Origin of the sequence: Spiroplasma endosymbiont of Acasis viretata, from assembly GCF_964031275.1 — a bacterium.
Lineage (GTDB): Bacteria > Bacillota_I > Bacilli_A > Mycoplasmatales > VBWQ01 > Spiroplasma_E > Spiroplasma_E ixodetis_A.
Window position 1 is genome coordinate 635,814 of the sequence record NZ_OZ035019.1, and the last position, 19,636, is coordinate 655,449.

At 23.7% G+C, this 19,636-nt stretch carries 20 protein-coding genes and 5 pseudogenes; 9 read left to right on the forward strand and 16 right to left on the reverse strand.

What is annotated here, in order from left to right; all coding sequences use genetic code 4:
• Nucleotides 1-42 precede the first annotated feature (42 nt).
• From AAHM96_RS03560 to AAHM96_RS03575, 4 genes and pseudogenes are all read left to right on the forward strand, one after another.
• On the forward strand, nucleotides 43-1,020 hold the full coding sequence (locus AAHM96_RS03560) for an IS3 family transposase (protein ID WP_342265776.1): 978 nt from the start codon (nucleotides 43-45) through the stop codon (nucleotides 1,018-1,020).
• A 169-nt stretch (nucleotides 1,021-1,189) separates the two neighbouring features.
• Nucleotides 1,190-1,282 (forward strand): annotated as a pseudogene (locus tag AAHM96_RS03565) (hypothetical protein); the annotation flags it as partial.
• A 147-nt stretch (nucleotides 1,283-1,429) separates the two neighbouring features.
• Entirely contained in the window at nucleotides 1,430-2,284 is an 855-nt protein-coding gene (locus AAHM96_RS03570) for a bifunctional 5,10-methylenetetrahydrofolate dehydrogenase/5,10-methenyltetrahydrofolate cyclohydrolase (RefSeq protein ID WP_281749445.1), read from the forward strand.
• Between the two features lie 13 nt (nucleotides 2,285-2,297).
• On the forward strand, nucleotides 2,298-2,804 hold the full coding sequence (locus AAHM96_RS03575) for a hypothetical protein (protein WP_342273594.1): 507 nt from the start codon (nucleotides 2,298-2,300) through the stop codon (nucleotides 2,802-2,804).
• Nucleotides 2,805-2,854: 50 nt separating this feature from the next.
• Here the strand turns inward: AAHM96_RS03575 and AAHM96_RS03580 are convergent.
• The 3 genes and pseudogenes from AAHM96_RS03580 to AAHM96_RS03590 form a co-directional block, all read right to left on the reverse strand.
• Nucleotides 2,855-3,645 (reverse strand): IS5 family transposase gene (locus AAHM96_RS03580; protein WP_342273595.1). Its coding sequence is split into 2 segments (ribosomal slippage): nucleotides 2,855-3,382 and nucleotides 3,385-3,645, totalling 789 coding nucleotides; the frame shifts between segments, so codons are not numbered across the junction.
• Nucleotides 3,605-4,283 (reverse strand): annotated as a pseudogene (locus AAHM96_RS03585) (IS5 family transposase). Before AAHM96_RS03585 ends, AAHM96_RS03580 begins: the two are co-directional and overlap by 41 nt.
• A gap of 196 nt (nucleotides 4,284-4,479) precedes the next feature.
• A protein-coding gene (locus AAHM96_RS03590) for an IS5 family transposase (protein ID WP_425288758.1) occupies nucleotides 4,480-5,269 on the reverse strand; the annotation gives its coding sequence in 2 pieces (ribosomal slippage) (nucleotides 4,480-5,007 and nucleotides 5,009-5,269; 789 coding nt in all).
• A gap of 347 nt (nucleotides 5,270-5,616) precedes the next feature.
• Here AAHM96_RS03590 and AAHM96_RS03595 point away from each other — a divergent pair.
• A pseudogene (locus AAHM96_RS03595) lies at nucleotides 5,617-6,177 on the forward strand (transposase); the annotation flags it as partial.
• A 115-nt stretch (nucleotides 6,178-6,292) separates the two neighbouring features.
• Complete coding sequence (locus tag AAHM96_RS03600) at nucleotides 6,293-7,270, forward strand: IS3 family transposase (protein ID WP_342272797.1); 978 nt, start codon at nucleotides 6,293-6,295, stop codon at nucleotides 7,268-7,270.
• On the opposite strand, the gene AAHM96_RS08470 is transcribed toward AAHM96_RS03600, so the two are convergent.
• The 9 genes and pseudogenes from AAHM96_RS08470 to AAHM96_RS03635 all read right to left on the reverse strand — a co-directional run.
• Entirely contained in the window at nucleotides 7,267-7,686 is a 420-nt protein-coding gene (locus tag AAHM96_RS08470; RefSeq protein WP_425288779.1) for a transposase, read from the reverse strand. The two genes, AAHM96_RS03600 and AAHM96_RS08470, sit on opposite strands and share 4 nt — an antisense overlap.
• Nucleotides 7,659-7,931: a transposase gene (locus tag AAHM96_RS08475; protein ID WP_425288759.1), complete on the reverse strand. Its 273-nt coding sequence runs from the start codon at nucleotides 7,929-7,931 to the stop codon at nucleotides 7,659-7,661. The genes AAHM96_RS08470 and AAHM96_RS08475 overlap by 28 nt, the downstream gene beginning before the upstream one ends.
• Before the next feature lie 44 nt (nucleotides 7,932-7,975).
• On the reverse strand, nucleotides 7,976-8,080 hold the full coding sequence (locus tag AAHM96_RS08480) for a cysteine peptidase family C39 domain-containing protein (RefSeq protein WP_425288760.1): 105 nt from the start codon (nucleotides 8,078-8,080) through the stop codon (nucleotides 7,976-7,978).
• Nucleotides 8,081-8,134: 54 nt separating this feature from the next.
• A complete protein-coding gene (locus AAHM96_RS03610; protein WP_342273597.1) occupies nucleotides 8,135-8,341 on the reverse strand; it encodes a hypothetical protein in 207 nt (68 codons plus the stop codon).
• A 616-nt stretch (nucleotides 8,342-8,957) separates the two neighbouring features.
• Nucleotides 8,958-9,581 (reverse strand): DDE-type integrase/transposase/recombinase, encoded by a 624-nt coding sequence (locus tag AAHM96_RS03615; protein WP_342272751.1) that lies wholly within the window; start codon nucleotides 9,579-9,581, stop codon nucleotides 8,958-8,960.
• 325 nt (nucleotides 9,582-9,906) lie between these two features.
• On the reverse strand, nucleotides 9,907-10,884 hold the full coding sequence (locus AAHM96_RS03620) for an IS3 family transposase (RefSeq protein ID WP_342272762.1): 978 nt from the start codon (nucleotides 10,882-10,884) through the stop codon (nucleotides 9,907-9,909).
• 134 nt (nucleotides 10,885-11,018) lie between these two features.
• A pseudogene (locus AAHM96_RS03625) lies at nucleotides 11,019-11,390 on the reverse strand (IS256 family transposase); the annotation flags it as partial.
• A 10-nt stretch (nucleotides 11,391-11,400) separates the two neighbouring features.
• Nucleotides 11,401-12,190, reverse strand: a protein-coding gene (locus AAHM96_RS03630; RefSeq protein WP_342273599.1) for an IS5 family transposase whose coding sequence is annotated in 2 segments (ribosomal slippage) — nucleotides 11,401-11,928 and nucleotides 11,930-12,190 — 789 coding nt in all. Because the reading frame shifts where the segments join, the coding sequence is not laid out codon by codon here.
• A 61-nt stretch (nucleotides 12,191-12,251) separates the two neighbouring features.
• Nucleotides 12,252-13,028 (reverse strand): annotated as a pseudogene (locus tag AAHM96_RS03635) (IS256 family transposase); the annotation flags it as partial.
• Between the two features lie 194 nt (nucleotides 13,029-13,222).
• On the opposite strand from AAHM96_RS03635, the gene AAHM96_RS03640 reads away from it, so the two are divergent.
• The 3 genes from AAHM96_RS03640 (at nucleotide 13,223) to AAHM96_RS03650 (ending at nucleotide 15,519) form a co-directional block, all read left to right on the forward strand.
• Nucleotides 13,223-14,200 carry an IS3 family transposase gene (locus AAHM96_RS03640; protein WP_342272797.1) on the forward strand — a complete coding sequence of 326 codons (978 nt, stop codon included), beginning with the start codon at nucleotides 13,223-13,225 and terminating at the stop codon, nucleotides 14,198-14,200.
• A 220-nt stretch (nucleotides 14,201-14,420) separates the two neighbouring features.
• Nucleotides 14,421-15,044 (forward strand): DDE-type integrase/transposase/recombinase, encoded by a 624-nt coding sequence (locus AAHM96_RS03645; protein ID WP_342272751.1) that lies wholly within the window; start codon nucleotides 14,421-14,423, stop codon nucleotides 15,042-15,044.
• 67 nt (nucleotides 15,045-15,111) lie between these two features.
• Nucleotides 15,112-15,519, forward strand: a complete 408-nt coding sequence (locus AAHM96_RS03650) for an ABC transporter permease (protein WP_342273601.1) — start codon at nucleotides 15,112-15,114, stop codon at nucleotides 15,517-15,519.
• Nucleotides 15,520-15,578: 59 nt separating this feature from the next.
• Here AAHM96_RS03650 and AAHM96_RS03655 read toward each other — a convergent pair whose 3' ends face one another.
• The 4 genes from AAHM96_RS03655 to AAHM96_RS03670 all read right to left on the reverse strand — a co-directional run bounded on the left by AAHM96_RS03655 (nucleotide 15,579) and on the right by AAHM96_RS03670 (nucleotide 19,322).
• Nucleotides 15,579-17,030: a hypothetical protein gene (locus AAHM96_RS03655; RefSeq protein ID WP_342273602.1), complete on the reverse strand. Its 1,452-nt coding sequence runs from the start codon at nucleotides 17,028-17,030 to the stop codon at nucleotides 15,579-15,581.
• 43 nt (nucleotides 17,031-17,073) lie between these two features.
• A complete protein-coding gene (gene holA / locus AAHM96_RS03660; RefSeq protein WP_338975289.1) occupies nucleotides 17,074-17,985 on the reverse strand; it encodes a DNA polymerase III subunit delta in 912 nt (303 codons plus the stop codon).
• Between the two features lie 307 nt (nucleotides 17,986-18,292).
• The gene (locus AAHM96_RS03665) at nucleotides 18,293-18,952 is read right to left on the reverse strand and encodes an IS5 family transposase (RefSeq protein WP_425288761.1); all 660 of its coding nucleotides are present in this window, start codon (nucleotides 18,950-18,952) and stop codon (nucleotides 18,293-18,295) included.
• A gap of 193 nt (nucleotides 18,953-19,145) precedes the next feature.
• A complete protein-coding gene (locus AAHM96_RS03670) occupies nucleotides 19,146-19,322 on the reverse strand; it encodes a hypothetical protein (RefSeq protein WP_342273604.1) in 177 nt (58 codons plus the stop codon).
• Nucleotides 19,323-19,636 lie beyond the last annotated feature (314 nt).

Here is a 19,636-nt window from a genome sequence, read left to right on the forward strand (position 1 = left end):
TATATAATTAACACTAATTTTAACCTGAAAGGATTTTTATTAATGGATAAAATTAAACAAATAGCATTAGTAATTAACAAATTAAATATCAAAGAAAAAATTAAAATTATTGATGATTGTAAAAATCAATATTCAATTAGAAACCTATGTCAATATCTTCAATTAAACAGATCAACATATTACTTTTTAAAAAATAAACAAAAACCTATTAAAAAAGAAGAAAATCATATTATTAAATGCAATCATAAATATCAAAAAATATGCCAACTTTTAATCGAATTTCATTCTACAAGAAAAGGCAGAATTTATGGATATTTAAGAATTTTTTCAGCTTTTAAAGAGTGATTAAAACAAGAAAAAAATATCATTTTAAATATAGAATTATCAATAAAACAAATGCGAAAAATTATGAAAGAACACAATATTCAAGGATTAAAACAAACTAAAAATAACTATCCTAAAAACAAAAAAAATCCAAATAAGTGAATACCTACAATGGATAAAGTAAACAAAGATTATAAAAGTACAACCTCTTCAAATCAAATTTGATCAATGGACACTAAACAAATAAATACTAAAGAAGGATGATTATATCTTTTTGTAATTATTGATTTTTATTCAAATAATGTTGTTAGTTATAATATTGCTCCTAATAAATCATATCAGGATTTAATTCTTCCTGCTCTTGAAAAAATCAACAAACAATTTTCTTGAAATCAAGTAAAAAATGTTATTTTACATTCAGATAACGCCAACGAATTTTATTGTCAAGATATCACAAAATGAGCAGAGGATAAACAAATAATTTTAAGCAAAAAACAACCTTATGATATTGGTGGTAATGTATTATCTGAAAACTGATTTTCTCATTTATCTCAAGAATGACTACCTAAAGGATCAAATCAATATTTATCCATCAATGAAGCTATAAATGATGTAAATCAATATGTTATGTTTTATAATTATGAAAGAATACATTCTAAATTTCTAAAACCACCAATTTTACAAATTAAAATTTAGAATTTTATATCAAAAATGGTCCAGTAATTAAGGGCCAACCACCAATTAAAATTTAGAATTTTATATCAAAAATGGTCCAGTAATTAAGGGCCAACCACCGCCAACCACCGTTTTTGTATCAGTAATGATTATCACAATTGAAAATGTTTTTTTAACAGATAATTCTGATATGACCTTTGCACAAGTAATTTTTGATGTTTCAAGTGCTTTTGGAACAACAGGACTTTCATTATTTGATAATTCCAAATTAGGTATTTTTAGTCAACTTAGTTTAATTTTTGTCATGTTTGTGGGACAATTAGGAGTATCAACTACTGTTCTTGCTTGAAGTGATCGTAAATCAAAACCAACGATAAGTAGAGTTGAAGAAAACGTATTAATTGGATAAATTAAGAAACGGTGAACACATATGATAAAAATTTTAGATGGTAAAATAATTGCCCAGCAAATTAAAGCAAAAATTAAATCACAAGTAATAACTATTACTAATCGCAAACCTAAACTAGCAGTAATAATTATTGGTGAAGATTTAGCATCACAAATGTACGTACGAACTAAAATTAAAGCATGTCAAGAATGTGGTATTGATGGACAAGTATTTTCACTAACAACAACAGTAACACAAAAAGAAATAATTAATAAAATTGAACAATTAAATAGTGACAATAATATTGATGGAATTTTAGTACAATTACCACTACCAAAACATTTAGATACATTAGCAATTATTAATAGCATTACTATTAATAAAGATGTTGATGGTTTAACAAATATTAATGCCGGAAAATTATTACAAGGTGATAAAAAAGCAATGTTGCCTTGTACAGTAAAAGGTATTTTAAAATTACTAAATCACTATCAAATTCCCATTTCTAAACAAAATATTACTATCATTAACGATAGTAATATTGTTGGTAAACCATTGGCTTTATCATTAACTAATATGGGAGCAACTGTTAGCATTGTTCATAAATTAACCAAAGACTTAACTATTTATACTAAAGAAGCTGATATCATTTGTAGTGCTACTGGTGTCTATAATATTATTAATAGTAGTCAAGTTAAACGTGATGTTGTTATTATTGATGTAGCAATTAATTATCAAGGTAAAGAAAAAAAAGTTGTTGGTGATATTAATTTTGAAATAATGAAAAATACCGCTTCAGCAATTACTCCTGTGCCTGGTGGTGTTGGACCAATGACTATTGCCATGTTATTAGAAAATTTAATGATTTGCTATCAATTAAATAATAAATATAATTAAATTGGAAAATTAAATGTTAAAGAAAAATTGGATTAAAAAAAGATTAAATAATATTGAAAAAAATAATTTAGAATTATTAAAATTTAATTTTTTAAAAGAAACTATTTCAACAAATAGTGTTTATTTTGATAGTCCTTTACATTTTTTAAAACCTGAAAATTATTCAGATTATCAAATACATAATGAAAATAATACTATTATTTTTAAAATAGAAGTTAATACACAAAAATTATATGATGATTGAATAAAAGGAATGAATAATTTTGCTTGAGATTATATTTTAAGTAAAAAATATATAAATATTAACACTGAATATAATTTAAAAACTAATGATTTTATTAATAAACTTAATCAAAACTTATTTCTTTTAAAAAATAATTTAATATCAAAAAATAATATTTATGTTGTAAGAGTTTGAACTTCAAAAATAAAAAAAATAATTTCAATATTTCTTCCTTTGAAAAAGATTGAGAAGAATTTAGCGATGTTGGATATTGATGAACAGATAAAGACACTTTAAATAAAGAAGTTTCTTTAAATAAAAAATTACGTTTTACTTTTAGAACCTGTTTAAAATCTTTTCAATAAAATTGAAATAAATGAAAGAATAACCATTTGTAAACTAGTATTTAATTTTCTTTCAGAATTTTTTGATAATCTTCTGCATTTTTCTAATCATGCAAAACTTCGTTCTACAACTCATCTTTTTGGTAATAATACAAAAGTATGTAGTTCATTACGTTTTACAACTTCAACATTTGCGTTTATAATTTCTTTTATTTTAGAAGCAAATTTTTCACCACTATAACGATAATCTACTATTATTTTTTGAACTGCAGAAAGATTTTCTTTTTCATTTTGAATCATTATTATAGCACTATTACGATCTGTTTTTTCTGCCGTAGTTATGTAAATTGCATGTGGTAAACCTTGAGAATCAACAGCAATATGACGTTTTATTCCTGAAATCTTTTTACCAGCAGCATAACCTTTATTTTTAGTAGTATCTGTATTTTTAACACTTTGTGAATCAATTATACAAAAACTAGTTTGTTCTTTTCTACCATTATTGACTTGAATTTTTATAACTGATTTTTTTTTAAAATTAGTTGCAATACACTAGTTTCTTTGCCATTATTTTTACTTCAAACTTGAAAATAATAATATACAATTTGTCATTTTGGAAAATCTTTTGGTAACATTCTTCATTGACAACCACTTTTTAATACATATAAAACCGCACAAAACACTTCATATAAATCTAAACTTCTTGGTTTTGTTTTCTTTTTGCTATTTTCTAAAATTAATCTTAGAACCTGTTTAAAATCTTTTCAATAAAATTGAAATAAAGGCAAGAACAACCATTTGTAAGCTAGTATTTAATTTTTTTTCACAATTTTTTCATAATCTTCTGCATTTTTCTAATCATGCAAAACTTCGTTCTACAACTCATCTTTTTGGTAATACTACAAAAGAATGTAATTCATTACGTTTTATAACTTCAACATTTGCATTTATAATTGTTTTAATTTTTTCTGCTGTGGTTATGTAAATTGCATGTGGTAAACCTTGAGAATCAACAGCAATATGACGCTTTATTCCTGAAATCTTTTTACCAGCATCATAACCTTTATTTTTAGTAGTATCTGTATTTTTAACACTTTGTGAATCAATTATACAAAAACTAGTTTGTTCTTTTCTACCATTATTGATACGAAATGCCTTGACTAATTTTTTTTAAAACTAATTGTAATACACTAGGTTCTTTATCATTATTTTTACTTCAAGCTTGAAAATAATAATATACAATTTGTCATTTTGGAAAATTTTTTGGTAACATTCTTCACTGGCAACCACTTTTTAATACATATAAAACTGCACAAAATACTTCATATAAATCTAAACTTCTTGGTTTAGTTCTCTTTTTAGTATTTTCTAAAATTGATTTTATATTTTCAAATTGCTCTTTGCTAACATTACTAGGATAATTTTTACACATATATACCTCTTATTTTAAAATATATAATCATTTTATCCTATTCTCTAAAAGATTTTAAACAGGTTCTTATGTTTTCAAATTGCTCTTTACTAACATTACTTGGATAATTTTTAATCATATACACCTCTTACTTTTAAAGTATATAATGATTTTACTTTATTTTCTAAAAGATTTTAAACAGGTTCTTAGAACCTGTTTAAAATCTTTTCAATAAAATTGAAATAAAGGCAAGAACAACCATTTGTAAGCTAGTATTTAATTTTTTTTCACAATTTTTTCATAATCTTCTGCATTTTTCTAATCATGCAAAACTTCGTTCTACAACTCATCTTTTTGGTAATACTACAAAAGAATGTAATTCATTATGTTTTATAACTTCAACATTTGCATTTATAATTGTTTTAATTTTAGAAGCAAATTTTTCACTAGTATAACCAGCATCTACTAGTATTTTTTGAACTGCAGAAAGATTCTCTTTTTCATTTTCAATCATTATTATAGCACTATTACGATCTGTTTTTTCTCCTGTGGTTATGTAAATTGCATGTGGTAAACCTTGAGAATCAACAGCAATATGACGCTTTATTCCTGAAATCTTTTTACCAGCATCATAACCTTTATTTTTAGTAGTATCTGTATTTTTAACACTTTGTGAATCAATTATACAAAAACTAGTTTGTTCTTTTCTACCATTATTGATACGAAATGCCTTGACTAATTTTTTTTAAAACTAATTGTAATACACTAGGTTCTTTATCATTATTTTTACTTCAAGCTTGAAAATAATAATATACAATTTGTCATTTTGGAAAATTTTTTGGTAACATTCTTCACTGGCAACCACTTTTTAATACATATAAAACTGCACAAAATACTTCATATAAATCTAAACTTCTTGGTTTAGTTCTCTTTTTAGTATTTTCTAAAATTGATTTTATATTTTCAAATTGCTCTTTGCTAACATTACTAGGATAATTTTTACACATATATACCTCTTATTTTAAAATATATAATCATTTTATCCTATTCTCTAAAAGATTTTAAACAGGTTCTTAGAAATTCATCAGACTCTTTAATAAAAGAACTATTATTTAAAGGAAACCATGAAATTACAATAAAATATGTTGAAACTGAAACTGAAATTACTAATAAAGGTTATTAATATAAAAATTCTAATTGATGAAAAAGAAATTGATCATCATTTATTTCAATATTTATTTCAATTTTAGCACTTTTATTGGTAATGTTTAGTAATCTGTGTAACTTACAAAAATAACTATGTTTAATTAATTCTAGTAAATATAATTAAATGACTAGAAAGAGTGAGTTACAGATGGCTAAAAAGCAAAATATTAATAATAATGATCCAATATCAAAAGCAGTAGATTTATTATTAGAAAATACTGAAGATTTAACAACAGTTTTTAAAGAGAAAGGATTGTATAAAGAATTAACAAAAAGATTAGTAGAAAAAATGTTGAATTCTGAGATGCAAAATTATTTAGGATATGATAAGAATCAACATAGTAATAGTGACAATGCTCGTAATGGTATAAGTTCAAAAAAATTAATAACTCAACAAGGTAAAATTGAGATTGATGTACCACGAGATCGCAATAGTAATTTTAATCCTGTAATAGTTGCAAAAAGACAAAGAAGATTTGATGGTTTTGATCAACAAGTTCTTTCTTTATATGCAAAAGGAATGACATTATCAGATATTAGAATGCAATTATAAGAGTTATATCATGCTGCTGATATTAGTGAAAGTGTTATTAGCCAAATTACTGATGATGTTATTGATGATGTAAAAGCATGGCAAAATCGACCATTAGAAAGTATTTATCCTATTGTTTATTTTGATTGTATAGTAGTTAAAGTACGACAAGATAAGCCACTTGCCACTTAGCCCTTTTTACTAGACCATTAATTTAAAAAACCTGAATGTATTCTAAAAACAATTGTGTTATATAATTAACACTAATTTTAACCTGAAAGGATTTTTATTAATGGATAAAATTAAACAAATAGCATTAGTAATTAACAAATTAAATATCAAAGAAAAAATTAAAATTATTGATGATTGTAAAAATCAATATTCAATTAGAAACCTATGTCAATATCTTCAATTAAACAGATCAACATATTACTTTTTAAAAAATAAACAAAAACCTATTAAAAAAGAAGAAAATCATATTATTAAATGCAATCATAAATATCAAAAAATATGCCAACTTTTAATCGAATTTCATTCTACAAGAAAAGGCAGAATTTATGGATATTTAAGAATTTTTTCAGCTTTTAAAGAGTGATTAAAACAAGAAAAAAATATCATTTTAAATATAGAATTATCAATAAAACAAATGCGAAAAATTATGAAAGAACACAATATTCAAGGATTAAAACAAACTAAAAATAACTATCCTAAAAACAAAAAAAATCCAAATAAGTGAATACCTACAATGGATAAAGTAAACAAAGATTATAAAAGTACAACCTCTTCAAATCAAATTTGATCAATGGACACTAAACAAATAAATACTAAAGAAGGATGATTATATCTTTTTGTAATTATTGATTTTTATTCAAATAATGTTGTTAGTTATAATATTGCTCCTAATAAATCATATCAGGATTTAATTCTTCCTGCTCTTGAAAAAATCAACAAACAATTTTCTTGAAATCAAATAAAAAATGTTATTTTACATTCAGATAACGCCAACGAATTTTATTGTCAAGATATCACAAAATGAGCAGAGGATAAACAAATAATTTTAAGCAAAAAACAACCTTATGATATTGGTGGTAATGTATTATCTGAAAACTGATTTTCTCATTTATCTCAAGAATGACTACCTAAAGGATCAAATCAATATTTATCCATCAATGAAGCTATAAATGATGTAAATCAATATGTTATGTTTTATAATTATGAAAGAATACATTCTAAATTTCTAAAACCACCAATTTTACAAATTAAAATTTAGAATTTTATATCAAAAATGGTCCAGTAATTAAGGGCCAACCACCGCCAACCACCAACATTTGCATTTATAATTGTTTTAATTTTAGAAGCAAATTTTTCACCAGTATAACCAGCATCTACTAGTATTTTTTGAACTGCAGAAAGATTCTCTTTTTCATTTTCAATCATTATTATAGCACTATTACGATCTGTTTTTTCTGCTGTGGTTATGTAAATTGCATGTGGTAAACCTTGAGAATCAACAGCAATATGACGCTTTATTCCTGAAATCTTTTTACCAGCATCATAACCTTTATTTTTAGTAGTATCTGTATTTTTAACACTTTGTGAATCAATTATACAAAAACTAGTTTGTTCTTTTCTACCATTATTGATACGAAATGCCTTGACTAATTTTTTTTTAAAACTAATTGTAATACACTAGGTTCTTTATCATTATTTTTACTTCAAGCTTGAAAATAATAATATACAATTTGTCATTTTGGAAAATTTTTTGGTAACATTCTTCACTGGCAACCACTTTTTAATACATATAAAACTGCACAAAATACTTCATATAAATCTAAACTTCTTGGTTTAGTTCTCTTTTTAGTATTTTCTAAAATTGATTTTATATTTTCAAATTGCTCTTTGCTAACATTACTAGGATAATTTTTACACATATATACCTCTTATTTTAAAATATATAATCATTTTATCCTATTCTCTAAAAGATTTTAAACAGGTTCTTAAAATAAAACCTATATATCATAGCAAGACATGCCAAACCACAATCATTTTCTGTTTCTTGTTGAACAAAAGGATATTTCATATAAAAAATCACCGCCAATAATAATTAACAGTGATTACCATTTTTTCCTTTTTATTACTTACGATGTTTTTTCTTTTTAGCAGCAGCGCTTTGTTTTTCGCGTTTTTCATCACGCGCAGAAAGAAAATGTTTATGTCTTTTTTCTGCTCTTTTAGTCTCTTGGGCCTTTTTACTAAATCCTTTTAAAAGACGTTGAAACTCTTGTTCACTACTTGTTCGTTCTTCGTTTTCTTTGTTGTCTGATGATGGTGATTTTTTCACTGAATGCATTCATGTCAGCTCCTATTTTTTATTTTACTTTAACAATTATATTAGTAAATTAAAAAATTATCAATATTTTTATACAATATTAAACTTTTTATTTTAAAAAAAATTAAAAGTAAGATTATCTTTTAAAATTTCACGGTGGTTGGCCCTTAATTACTGGACCATTTTTGATATAAAATTCTAAATTTTAATTTGTAAAATTGGTGGTTTTAGAAATTTAGAATGTATTCTTTCATAATTATAAAACATAACATATTGATTTACATCATTTATAGCTTCATTGATGGATAAATATTGATTTGATCCTTTAGGTAGTCATTCTTGAGATAAATGAGAAAATCAGTTTTCAGATAATACATTACCACCAATATCATAAGGTTGTTTTTTTGCTTAAAATTATTTGTTTATCCTCTGCTCATTTTGTGATATCTTGACAATAAAATTCGTTGGCGTTATCTGAATGTAAAATAACATTTTTTATTTGATTTCAAGAAAATTGTTTGTTGATTTTTTCAAGAGCAGGAAGAATTAAATCCTGATATGATTTATTAGGAGCAATATTATAACGGTGGTTGGCCCTTAATTACTGGACCATTTTTGATATAAAATTCTAAATTTTAATTTGTAAAATTGGTGGTTTTAGAAATTTAGAATGTATTCTTTCATAATTATAAAACATAACATATTGATTTACATCATTTATAGCTTCATTGATGGATAAATATTGATTTGATCCTTTAGGTAGTCATTCTTGAGATAAATGAGAAAATCAGTTTTCAGATAATACATTACCACCAATATCATAAGGTTGTTTTTTACTTAAAATTATTTGTTTATCCTCTGCTCATTTTGTGATATCTTGACAATAAAATTCGTTGGCGTTATCTGAATGTAAAATAACATTTTTTATTTGATTTCAAGAAAATTGTTTGTTGATTTTTTCAAGAGCAGGAAGAATTAAATCCTGATATGATTTATTAGGAGCAATATTATAACTAACAACATTATTTGAATAAAAATCAATAATTACAAAAAGATATAATCATCCTTCTTTAGTATTTATTTGTTTAGTGTCCATTGATCAAATTTGATTTGAAGAGGTTGTACTTTTATAATCTTTGTTTACTTTATCCATTGTAGGTATTCACTTATTTGGATTTTTTTTGTTTTTAGGATAGTTATTTTTAGTTTGTTTTAATCCTTGAATATTGTGTTCTTTCATAATTTTTCGCATTTGTTTTATTGATAATTCTATATTTAAAATGATATTTTTTTCTTGTTTTAATCACTCTTTAAAAGCTGAAAAAATTCTTAAATATCCATAAATTCTGCCTTTTCTTGTAGAATGAAATTCGATTAAAAGTTGGCATATTTTTTGATATTTATGATTGCATTTAATAATATGATTTTCTTCTTTTTTAATAGGTTTTTGTTTATTTTTTAAAAAGTAATATGTTGATCTGTTTAATTGAAGATATTGACATAGGTTTCTAATTGAATATTGATTTTTACAATCGGTGGTTGGCCCTTAATTACTGGACCATTTTTGATATAAAATTCTAAATTTTAATTTGTAAAATTGGTGGTTTTAGAAATTTAGAATGTATTCTTTCATAATTATAAAACATAACATATTGATTTACATCATTTATAGCTTCATTGATGGATAAATATTGATTTGATCCTTTAGGTAGTCATTCTTGAGATAAATGAGAAAATCAGTTTTCAGATAATACATTACCACCAATATCATAAGGTTGTTTTTTGCTTAAAATTATTTGTTTATCCTCTGCTCATTTTGTGATATCGTGACAATAAAATTCGTTGGCGTTATCTGAATGTAAAATAACATTTTTTATTTGATTTCAAGAAAATTGTTTGTTGATTTTTTCAAGAGCAGGAAGAATTAAATCCTGATATGATTTATTAGGAGCAATATTATAACTAACAACATTATTTGAATAAAAATCAATAATTACAAAAAGATATAATCATCCTTCTTTAGTATTTATTTGTTTAGTGTCCATTGATCAAATTTGATTTGAAGAGGTTGTACTTTTATAATCTTTGTTTACTTTATCCATTGTAGGTATTCACTTATTTGGATTTTTTTTGTTTTTAGGATAGTTATTTTTAGTTTGTTTTAATCCTTGAATATTGTGTTCTTTCATAATTTTTCGCATTTGTTTTATTGATAATTCTATATTTAAAATGATATTTTTTTCTTGTTTTAATCACTCTTTAAAAGCTGAAAAAATTCTTAAATATCCATAAATTCTGCCTTTTCTTGTAGAATGAAATTCGATTAAAAGTTGGCATATTTTTTGATATTTATGATTGCATTTAATAATATGATTTTCTTCTTTTTTAATAGGTTTTTGTTTATTTTTTAAAAAGTAATATGTTGATCTGTTTAATTGAAGATATTGACATAGGTTTCTAATTGAATATTGATTTTTACAATCATCAATAATTTTAATTTTTTCTTTGATATTTAATTTGTTAATTACTAATGCTATTTGTTTAATTTTATCCATTAATAAAAATCCTTTCAGGTTAAAATTAGTGTTAATTATATAACACAATTGTTTTTAGAATACATTCAGGTTTTTTAAATTAATGGTCTAGTAAAAAGGGCTAAGTGGCAAGTGGCAAGTGGCAAGTGGCTATTTTCAATTGCTAAATAAAATATTTTAAAAACTGCCATATCATTAGGAAAAACTTTTTTATTTCTGATAACTTTTCGTAATTGACTATTTACAGATTCAATAGCATTTGTAGTATAAATCACTCTTTTGATTTCTACTGGATAACTAATAAAAACCATTAAATTATCTCAATTTTTATATCAAGATTTAGCAATTTGAGGATATTGTTTATTTCATTTACTTTCAAACGATTCTAAAGCCTGCATTGCTTGTTCTTCACTACATGCAGTATAAATTGGTTTTAAATCTGCAACTAGAGATTTTCGATGCTTATATGAGACATATTTCAAACTATTTCTAATTTGATGAACTATGCATAATTGATGTTCTGTTTTAAGAACCTGTTTAAAATCTTTTCAATAAAATTGAAATAAAGGCAAGAACAACCATTTGTAAGCTAGTATTTAATTTTTTTTCACAATTTTTTCATAATCTTCTGCATTTTTCTAATCATGCAAAACTTCGTTCTACAACTCATCTTTTTGGTAATACTACAAAAGAATGTAATTCATTACGTTTTATAACTTCAACATTTGCATTTATAATTGTTTTAATTTTAGAAGCAAATTTTTCACCAGTATAACCAGCATCTACTAGTATTTTTTGAACTGCAGAAAGATTCTCTTTTTTATTTTCAATCATTATTATAGCACTATTACGATCTGTTTTTTCTGCTGTGGTTATGTAAATTGCATGTGGTAAACCTTGAGAATCAACAGCAATATGACGCTTTATTCCTGAAATCTTTTTACCAGCATCATAACCTTTATTTTTAGTAGTATCTGTATTTTTAACACTTTGTGAATCAATTATACAAAAACTAGTTTGTTCTTTTCTACCATTATTGATACGAAATGCCTTGACTAATTTTTTTTAAAACTAATTGTAATACACTAGGTTCTTTATCATTATTTTTACTTCAAGCTTGAAAATAATAATATACAATTTGTCATTTTGGAAAATTTTTTGGTAACATTCTTCACTGGCAACCACTTTTTAATACATATAAAACTGCACAAAATACTTCATATAAATCTAAACTTCTTGGTTTAGTTCTCTTTTTAGTATTTTCTAAAATTGATTTTATATTTTCAAATTGCTCTTTGCTAACATTACTAGGATAATTTTTACACATATATACCTCTTATTTTAAAATATATAATCATTTTATCCTATTCTCTAAAAGATTTTAAACAGGTTCTAAGATAAACTGATTGTATTGCTTCTGACATGCCTGTTAAATTATCACTGCAGGCAATAAGAATATCATTTAAGCCACGATTTTTCATTTCTGTTAAATTTGCTAATCAAAATTTAGCACCTTCATTTTCACTAATTCATAAACCTAAAACATCTTTTTTACCTTCTAAATCAACTCCTAAAGCTATATAAACTGATTTATTAATAATCCTTTTATCTTGTCGTACTTTCACTATTATGCAATCAAAATAAACAATCGGATAGACACTTTCTAATGGTCTATTTTGTCATGCTTTGACATCATCAATCACATCATCAGTAATTTGGCTAATAACACTTTCACTAATATCAGCACCATGATATAACTCTTGTAATTGCATTCTAATATCTGATAATGTCATACCTTTTGCATATAAAGAAAGAACTTGTTGATCAAAACCATCAAATCTTCTTTGTCTTTTTGCAACTATTACAGGATTAAAATTACTATTGCGATCTCGTGGTACATCAATCTCAATTTTACCTTGTTGAGTTATTAATTTTTTTGAACTTATACCATTACGAGCATTGTCACTATTACTATGTTGATTCTTATCATATCCTAAATAATTTTGCATCTCAGAATTCAACATTTTTTCTACTAATCTTTTTGTTAATTCTTTATACAATCCTTTCTCTTTAAAAACTGTTGTTAAATCTTCAGTATTTTCTAATAATAAATCTACTGCTTTTGATATTGGATCATTATTATTAATATTTTGCTTTTTAGCCATCTGTAACTCACTCTTTCTAGTCATTTAATTATATTTACTAGAATTAATTAAACATAGTTATTTTTGTAAGTGCCACTTGCCACTTGCCACTTAGCCCTTTTTACTAGACCATTAATTTAAAAAACCTGAATGTATTCTAAAAACAATTGTGTTATATAATTAACACTAATTTTAACCTGAAAGGATTTTTATTAATGGATAAAATTAAACAAATAGCATTAGTAATTAACAAATTAAATATCAAAGAAAAAATTAAAATTATTGATGATTGTAAAAATCAATATTCAATTAGAAACCTATGTCAATATCTTCAATTAAACAGATCAACATATTACTTTTTAAAAAATAAACAAAAACCTATTAAAAAAGAAGAAAATCATATTATTAAATGCAATCATAAATATCAAAAAATATGCCAACTTTTAATCGAATTTCATTCTACAAGAAAAGGCAGAATTTATGGATATTTAAGAATTTTTTCAGCTTTTAAAGAGTGATTAAAACAAGAAAAAAATATCATTTTAAATATAGAATTATCAATAAAACAAATGCGAAAAATTATGAAAGAACACAATATTCAAGGATTAAAACAAACTAAAAATAACTATCCTAAAAACAAAAAAAATCCAAATAAGTGAATACCTACAATGGATAAAGTAAACAAAGATTATAAAAGTACAACCTCTTCAAATCAAATTTGATCAATGGACACTAAACAAATAAATACTAAAGAAGGATGATTATATCTTTTTGTAATTATTGATTTTTATTCAAATAATGTTGTTAGTTATAATATTGCTCCTAATAAATCATATCAGGATTTAATTCTTCCTGCTCTTGAAAAAATCAACAAACAATTTTCTTGAAATCAAATAAAAAATGTTATTTTACATTCAGATAACGCCAACGAATTTTATTGTCAAGATATCACAAAATGAGCAGAGGATAAACAAATAATTTTAAGCAAAAAACAACCTTATGATATTGGTGGTAATGTATTATCTGAAAACTGATTTTCTCATTTATCTCAAGAATGACTACCTAAAGGATCAAATCAATATTTATCCATCAATGAAGCTATAAATGATGTAAATCAATATGTTATGTTTTATAATTATGAAAGAATACATTCTAAATTTCTAAAACCACCAATTTTACAAATTAAAATTTAGAATTTTATATCAAAAATGGTCCAGTAATTAAGGGCCAACCACCGAAAATCATATTATTAAATGCAATCATAAATATCAAAAAATATGCCAACTTTTAATCGAATTTCATTCTACAAGAAAAGGCAGAATTTATGGATATTTAAGAATTTTTTCAGCTTTTAAAGAGTGATTAAAACAAGAAAAAAATATCATTTTAAATATAGAATTATCAATAAAACAAATGCGAAAAATTATGAAAGAACACAATATTCAAGGATTAAAACAAACTAAAAATAACTATCCTAAAAACAAAAAAAATCCAAATAAGTGAATACCTACAATGGATAAAGTAAACAAAGATTATAAAAGTACAACCTCTTCAAATCAAATTTGATCAATGGACACTAAACAAATAAATACTAAAGAAGGATGATTATATCTTTTTGTAATTATTGATTTTTATTCAAATAATGTTGTTAGTTATAATATTGCTCCTAATAAATCATATCAGGATTTAATTCTTCCTGCTCTTGAAAAAATCAACAAACAATTTTCTTGAAATCAAATAAAAAATGTTATTTTACATTCAGATAACGCCAACGAATTTTATTGTCAAGATATCACAAAATGAGCAGAGGATAAACAAATAATTTTAAGCAAAAAACAACCTTATGATATTGGTGGTAATGTATTATCTGAAAACTGATTTTCTCATTTATCTCAAGAATGACTACCTAAAGGATCAAATCAATATTTATCCATCAATGAAGCTATAAATGATGTAAATCAATATGTTATGTTTTATAATTATGAAAGAATACATTCTAAATTTCTAAAACCACCAATTTTACAAATTAAAATTTAGAATTTTATATCAAAAATGGTCCAGTAATTAAGGGCCAACCACCTGATCTTTATTATGAGCTGGAATTATGTTTGGTGGTACTTATGGGTGAAGTAATATAGTAACAGCAAATTTTATTGGAGAATCTATCTCATTTATTATCTTAATTTTCTTTTCATCAATGGGTTTAGGAATGTTATTAGCCTCAATTTTCAAATCAGTAACTGCTTTAGTTGCAGCATCAAATGTAATTTATTTTCCAGTTGCACTTTTAAGTGGGGTATTTTTCCCGGCTGAGTTAATTAATAGTAGTCCTGTTTTAAAATACGCAACTTACTTTAATCCATTCAAATACGCTATGGATCCATTTATTCAAGCTTTAAGTGGAACAAGTTTTACTTTTACAACAACTTATGGAATATATCTAGGAGTTGCACTTGGATTGATTGGTATTTACACAATAGTTGCAAGTTCAAAATTACGTTGACAAGCATAATAAAACTAATAATTAAAAATAATAAAATTAAAAAGGACTAAAAGTCCTTTTTAATTTTATTATTTAAATAAATCACTATTACGTCAAAATTTATGATCTTTTGTATCTTTTTTATTATCATTATCTCAACTATCATCAAAAAGTGATGGATCGATTTCATAGGGTTTACCACTTAAAGCATTATTAATAACATTTTGATATTCCGAATTGGCTCTCATAATTTTATTACGATCAATTTTTGGATTAAGAATAGCAATAACTAGTATAATAGCAATTGGTAAAATTGCTGATGCTGCTGTAATATATGTTAATATTTGAAAAGCTTTAAAAGTTGCTAATCCTTTTAATCAGGGTAAAGCATTAGGATTAATTTTGTCACCTTTATCTAAAAAAGAAGTAAATGTTCTTAATAATGAATCATCTGTTGTCATATAAAATAAATTTGAAATTGTATAAATTATTCAAAAAATTAAAATAACTATTAAAAAATATGATGTTCGATATAAATCACGACCTAATTTTGGTGGTTTTAAAATTGAATATAAAAAGCCTCCATTTAAAACTATTGTTGTAACAATAGTGAAAACTATAGTTTTTGATTGTTGTGCAAAATTATAATAAACGGGTGATGTAATATTATCTTTAATTTGAAAAGTACCTGCTATAAAATAAGTTAGTATATAAGTAGCTATTGCTAGCACTGTTGTTAATAAGAAAAAAGCTGATAATATTTTCTTTAAAAGTGGAATATATTTTGGTTTATTCATATAAGGGTAAAATTTAGGATTTGTGGCGGGATGTTGCGGTAATACACCTAACTTCGCTAAATTTGCTAAACTATTATTATCAAGATTATTAATATTTAAATTATTACCTAGATTCCCAATGCCACCAATATTAGGATTTGTATCAACATTATTATCAACATTCTGATTATTTGGAGTAACACTTGGCTTAACCTCAGTAGCATCATCACTAAAATTATTTAATGCAGTAATTTGATCATTTAATTCATTAAAAGTATTATTATCAAACTGTCTTATTCGTTCAAGAGTTTCTTTTTCCACAGTCTTACAAATATTAGTAATTGTAACTATTAATAAGTTACGCTCTTCAAGAATTTCAATACGATTTTTAGGAGAACTTTTAGTAATACTCAAACTACGATTTACCAAATTAGAAATTAACTGCAAAAATTCTATTGCATACTTTTTATCTTTTAATTCTTTTAGTTCTTTTTCAAGAAAAAATAAATTAGAAATTTGTAATTCTAAAATTTTTAAAAGTTCTTCATTAGCAAAAATAGATTTTCTAACAATTAAATTATTTAAACTGTTATATATAGTACTTGATATTTCATAGTATAATGCAACATTTAAATCTTCTTCTGAGTACACTTTTTCGGTTTTTTTCTTTGTAACTCTTTTTACTTTTGGTTTAACCAATGTAATGTCACTATTTTCTTCTACTAACTTTTTTTCTGTAACATCAGTATTTTTATTACTTTTCATTATATGTATCACCTCTTGAGTTTAAAACATCTATAATTATATACTAAATATTCAAAAAAAATAAATCAATTGCAATATTTTTATTAAACTTTCCTTTTTTGATATTGTAATCTAATTCATATAATTTTAACAAAATATTATTAATATTTAAATTAATATTTAAATATTGTTCTAATATTTTTACTTGAAACTTGGAAATATTTAATATATTGGAAATATCTTCATTACTTTTTTTTTGTTTAACTAAAATTTTGATATCTCTAATTAATTCTAATTGATATACAAGAATATTAATCAATTTAATTTTATCATAATTAATAACATTATAATAGTTATATTGTGTTCAAAAATTGTTATAATCTTTTTTTAATATATATTCAACAGTTTTAAAAATATTTGTTTCAAAATATTTAGGAACCACCTCAATAATAATATCTGAAGTTATTTTTTTTCCAATTAACCTTAATTTTGATAACTCATTTAAAATAATACTGACATCATTTGGCAAGTATTCTAAAAGAAAATTAGTTGCTTCTTGAGTAATGTTAACTTTAAAACTATTGCAAACTTTATTAATTAATAATAATAATTGTGATTTTGTATAATTTTTAATTTTGATAATATTAAATTGTTGAAATTCTCTACTAATTTTAAAATCAACATTTAAACTTTTAATAATTATCATTGTTTTTTGATTATGATTAAGCAAAGCATTAACAAATTTTTTTTCTTTAATATATTTTTGCCATAAATTACTGCTATCATTAATTACGATTACTTTATTTTCTTCAAATATACTCATAATTTGAATTTCATTAATAATATTAACAATTGTATCCTCTTGTAATTCATATAGATTATAATCATAATTTTCTTTTTTATGATTTTTTTTAATTAATTGTTCAATATTTTTTCTTACTAAATACTCATCTTGACCATGAACAATATAAACCATGTTTCCAACCTCACAAAATTATTAATATATTTTATGTTAATGTTATAATATCATAATGTTTCATATATAATCACACTTTTATTTTTTCCTCAATAATAAACTTTTTTAAGATTATTCAGTGTTTCAATATTCGGAAAACACTTTCGTTTTTGATAATATTCCAAATTTGAACTTTTATCTTATATACTAATTGTTATATCTAATGTTTTAAAACATTATCACTTTTCAACTAAATTATAAAGATCTTCAGCAACTGCTTGTGCACTAATGTTGTTGGATGAACTTCATCAAAAGACTTGGTGCAAAACTAAGGTAATTCAAAATTATATATTTCTGCTATTAAATTAAATCTTAATGCAAATCTTCGTATTTTATTGCGATATTTTAAAGTTAAAATTTTAAAACGTTTTAGTTTAGCAAATACGTGTTCAATTTTAATTCTAATTTTGCTTAAAGTTTTATTGTATTCTTTTTGAATTGGTATTAATTTATTGTATTTACTTTTTTTAAATGGCAAAAATGTATTTTTATGAATATTTTGTATTCCTTGATAACCTGAATCAACAAAAACTTGTTTTTCTAGATGAATAAAAGTTTTAGATTTTAAAAGTAATTTAAAATCATGAATGCTTCCAAAACAAAAAGCGGTTGAAATAATTTTTCCATTTAAAATATCAATAATTATTTGCGATTTAAGAGTATGATGTTTGTTTTTACCCGAAAAAAGTAATTTTAGTTTTTTTTTAATTCTTTCAATTGGAGTTTCAGTAGCATCAATAGCTAGTAAAGTATTATTGATTCCTTTATTTTTGATTAAATCTTTTTTGCCAGATAAATTAAAAATTCCACTTTTTATTAAAGTATTTTCAATTCAAAAAATATTACGAATGCAGCTAGTATGACTAATATTATATCTTTTTGCAATAACTCTATAACTACTATACTCTTTTCAGTATTCTAATGTCATTAATAAACGATTTTCTATTGATAATTTATTAGGTTTACCACCAACTGCTTTTTTAATTGCTTCAGCTTTTTTTTAAAATTTCAACCATTTTTTGAAATGTTTGTAGTTTTATTCCCACTAAACTATAAAATTCTTGTTCATCTTTGTATTTTTTTAACATAATAATTATCACCTTTGATATTAATAATAACCATTAAATTATTAAAATTAAAGGTTTTGCACCAAGTCTAAAGAAGAAATAATTATTTAATGTTTCTTTTGTTGAACCATTAACATATGTTGCTGTAACAGCACCATCTAATGCCATATGAGCATAATCAGATTCAATTGCATTTTGAGTAATATTTTTTCCTTCTTGTTGAAATATCAACGCATATTTAGTTAATTCTTCTCTTAAACTAAATCTTCTAATAAAATTAGGATAATTAGTTGTATATAAAGATATCTCATGATTTCAAAGTGTTTTATAAGAATCAGATAATTGTTTTGCTAAAACTTGCGATTTAGTTCCATGCCACTTGCCACTTGCCTATTCAAAATTGAAATACAGCAATTGCTCATTTTATGATAAAATTTGAAGACAGAATTAATCTAAATTAGTAACTTTGTAAAACAAAGATACACAGATTATTAAAAAGCCTCTATATATTTATTGATACAAATTAATTACATACTCAAATTCTA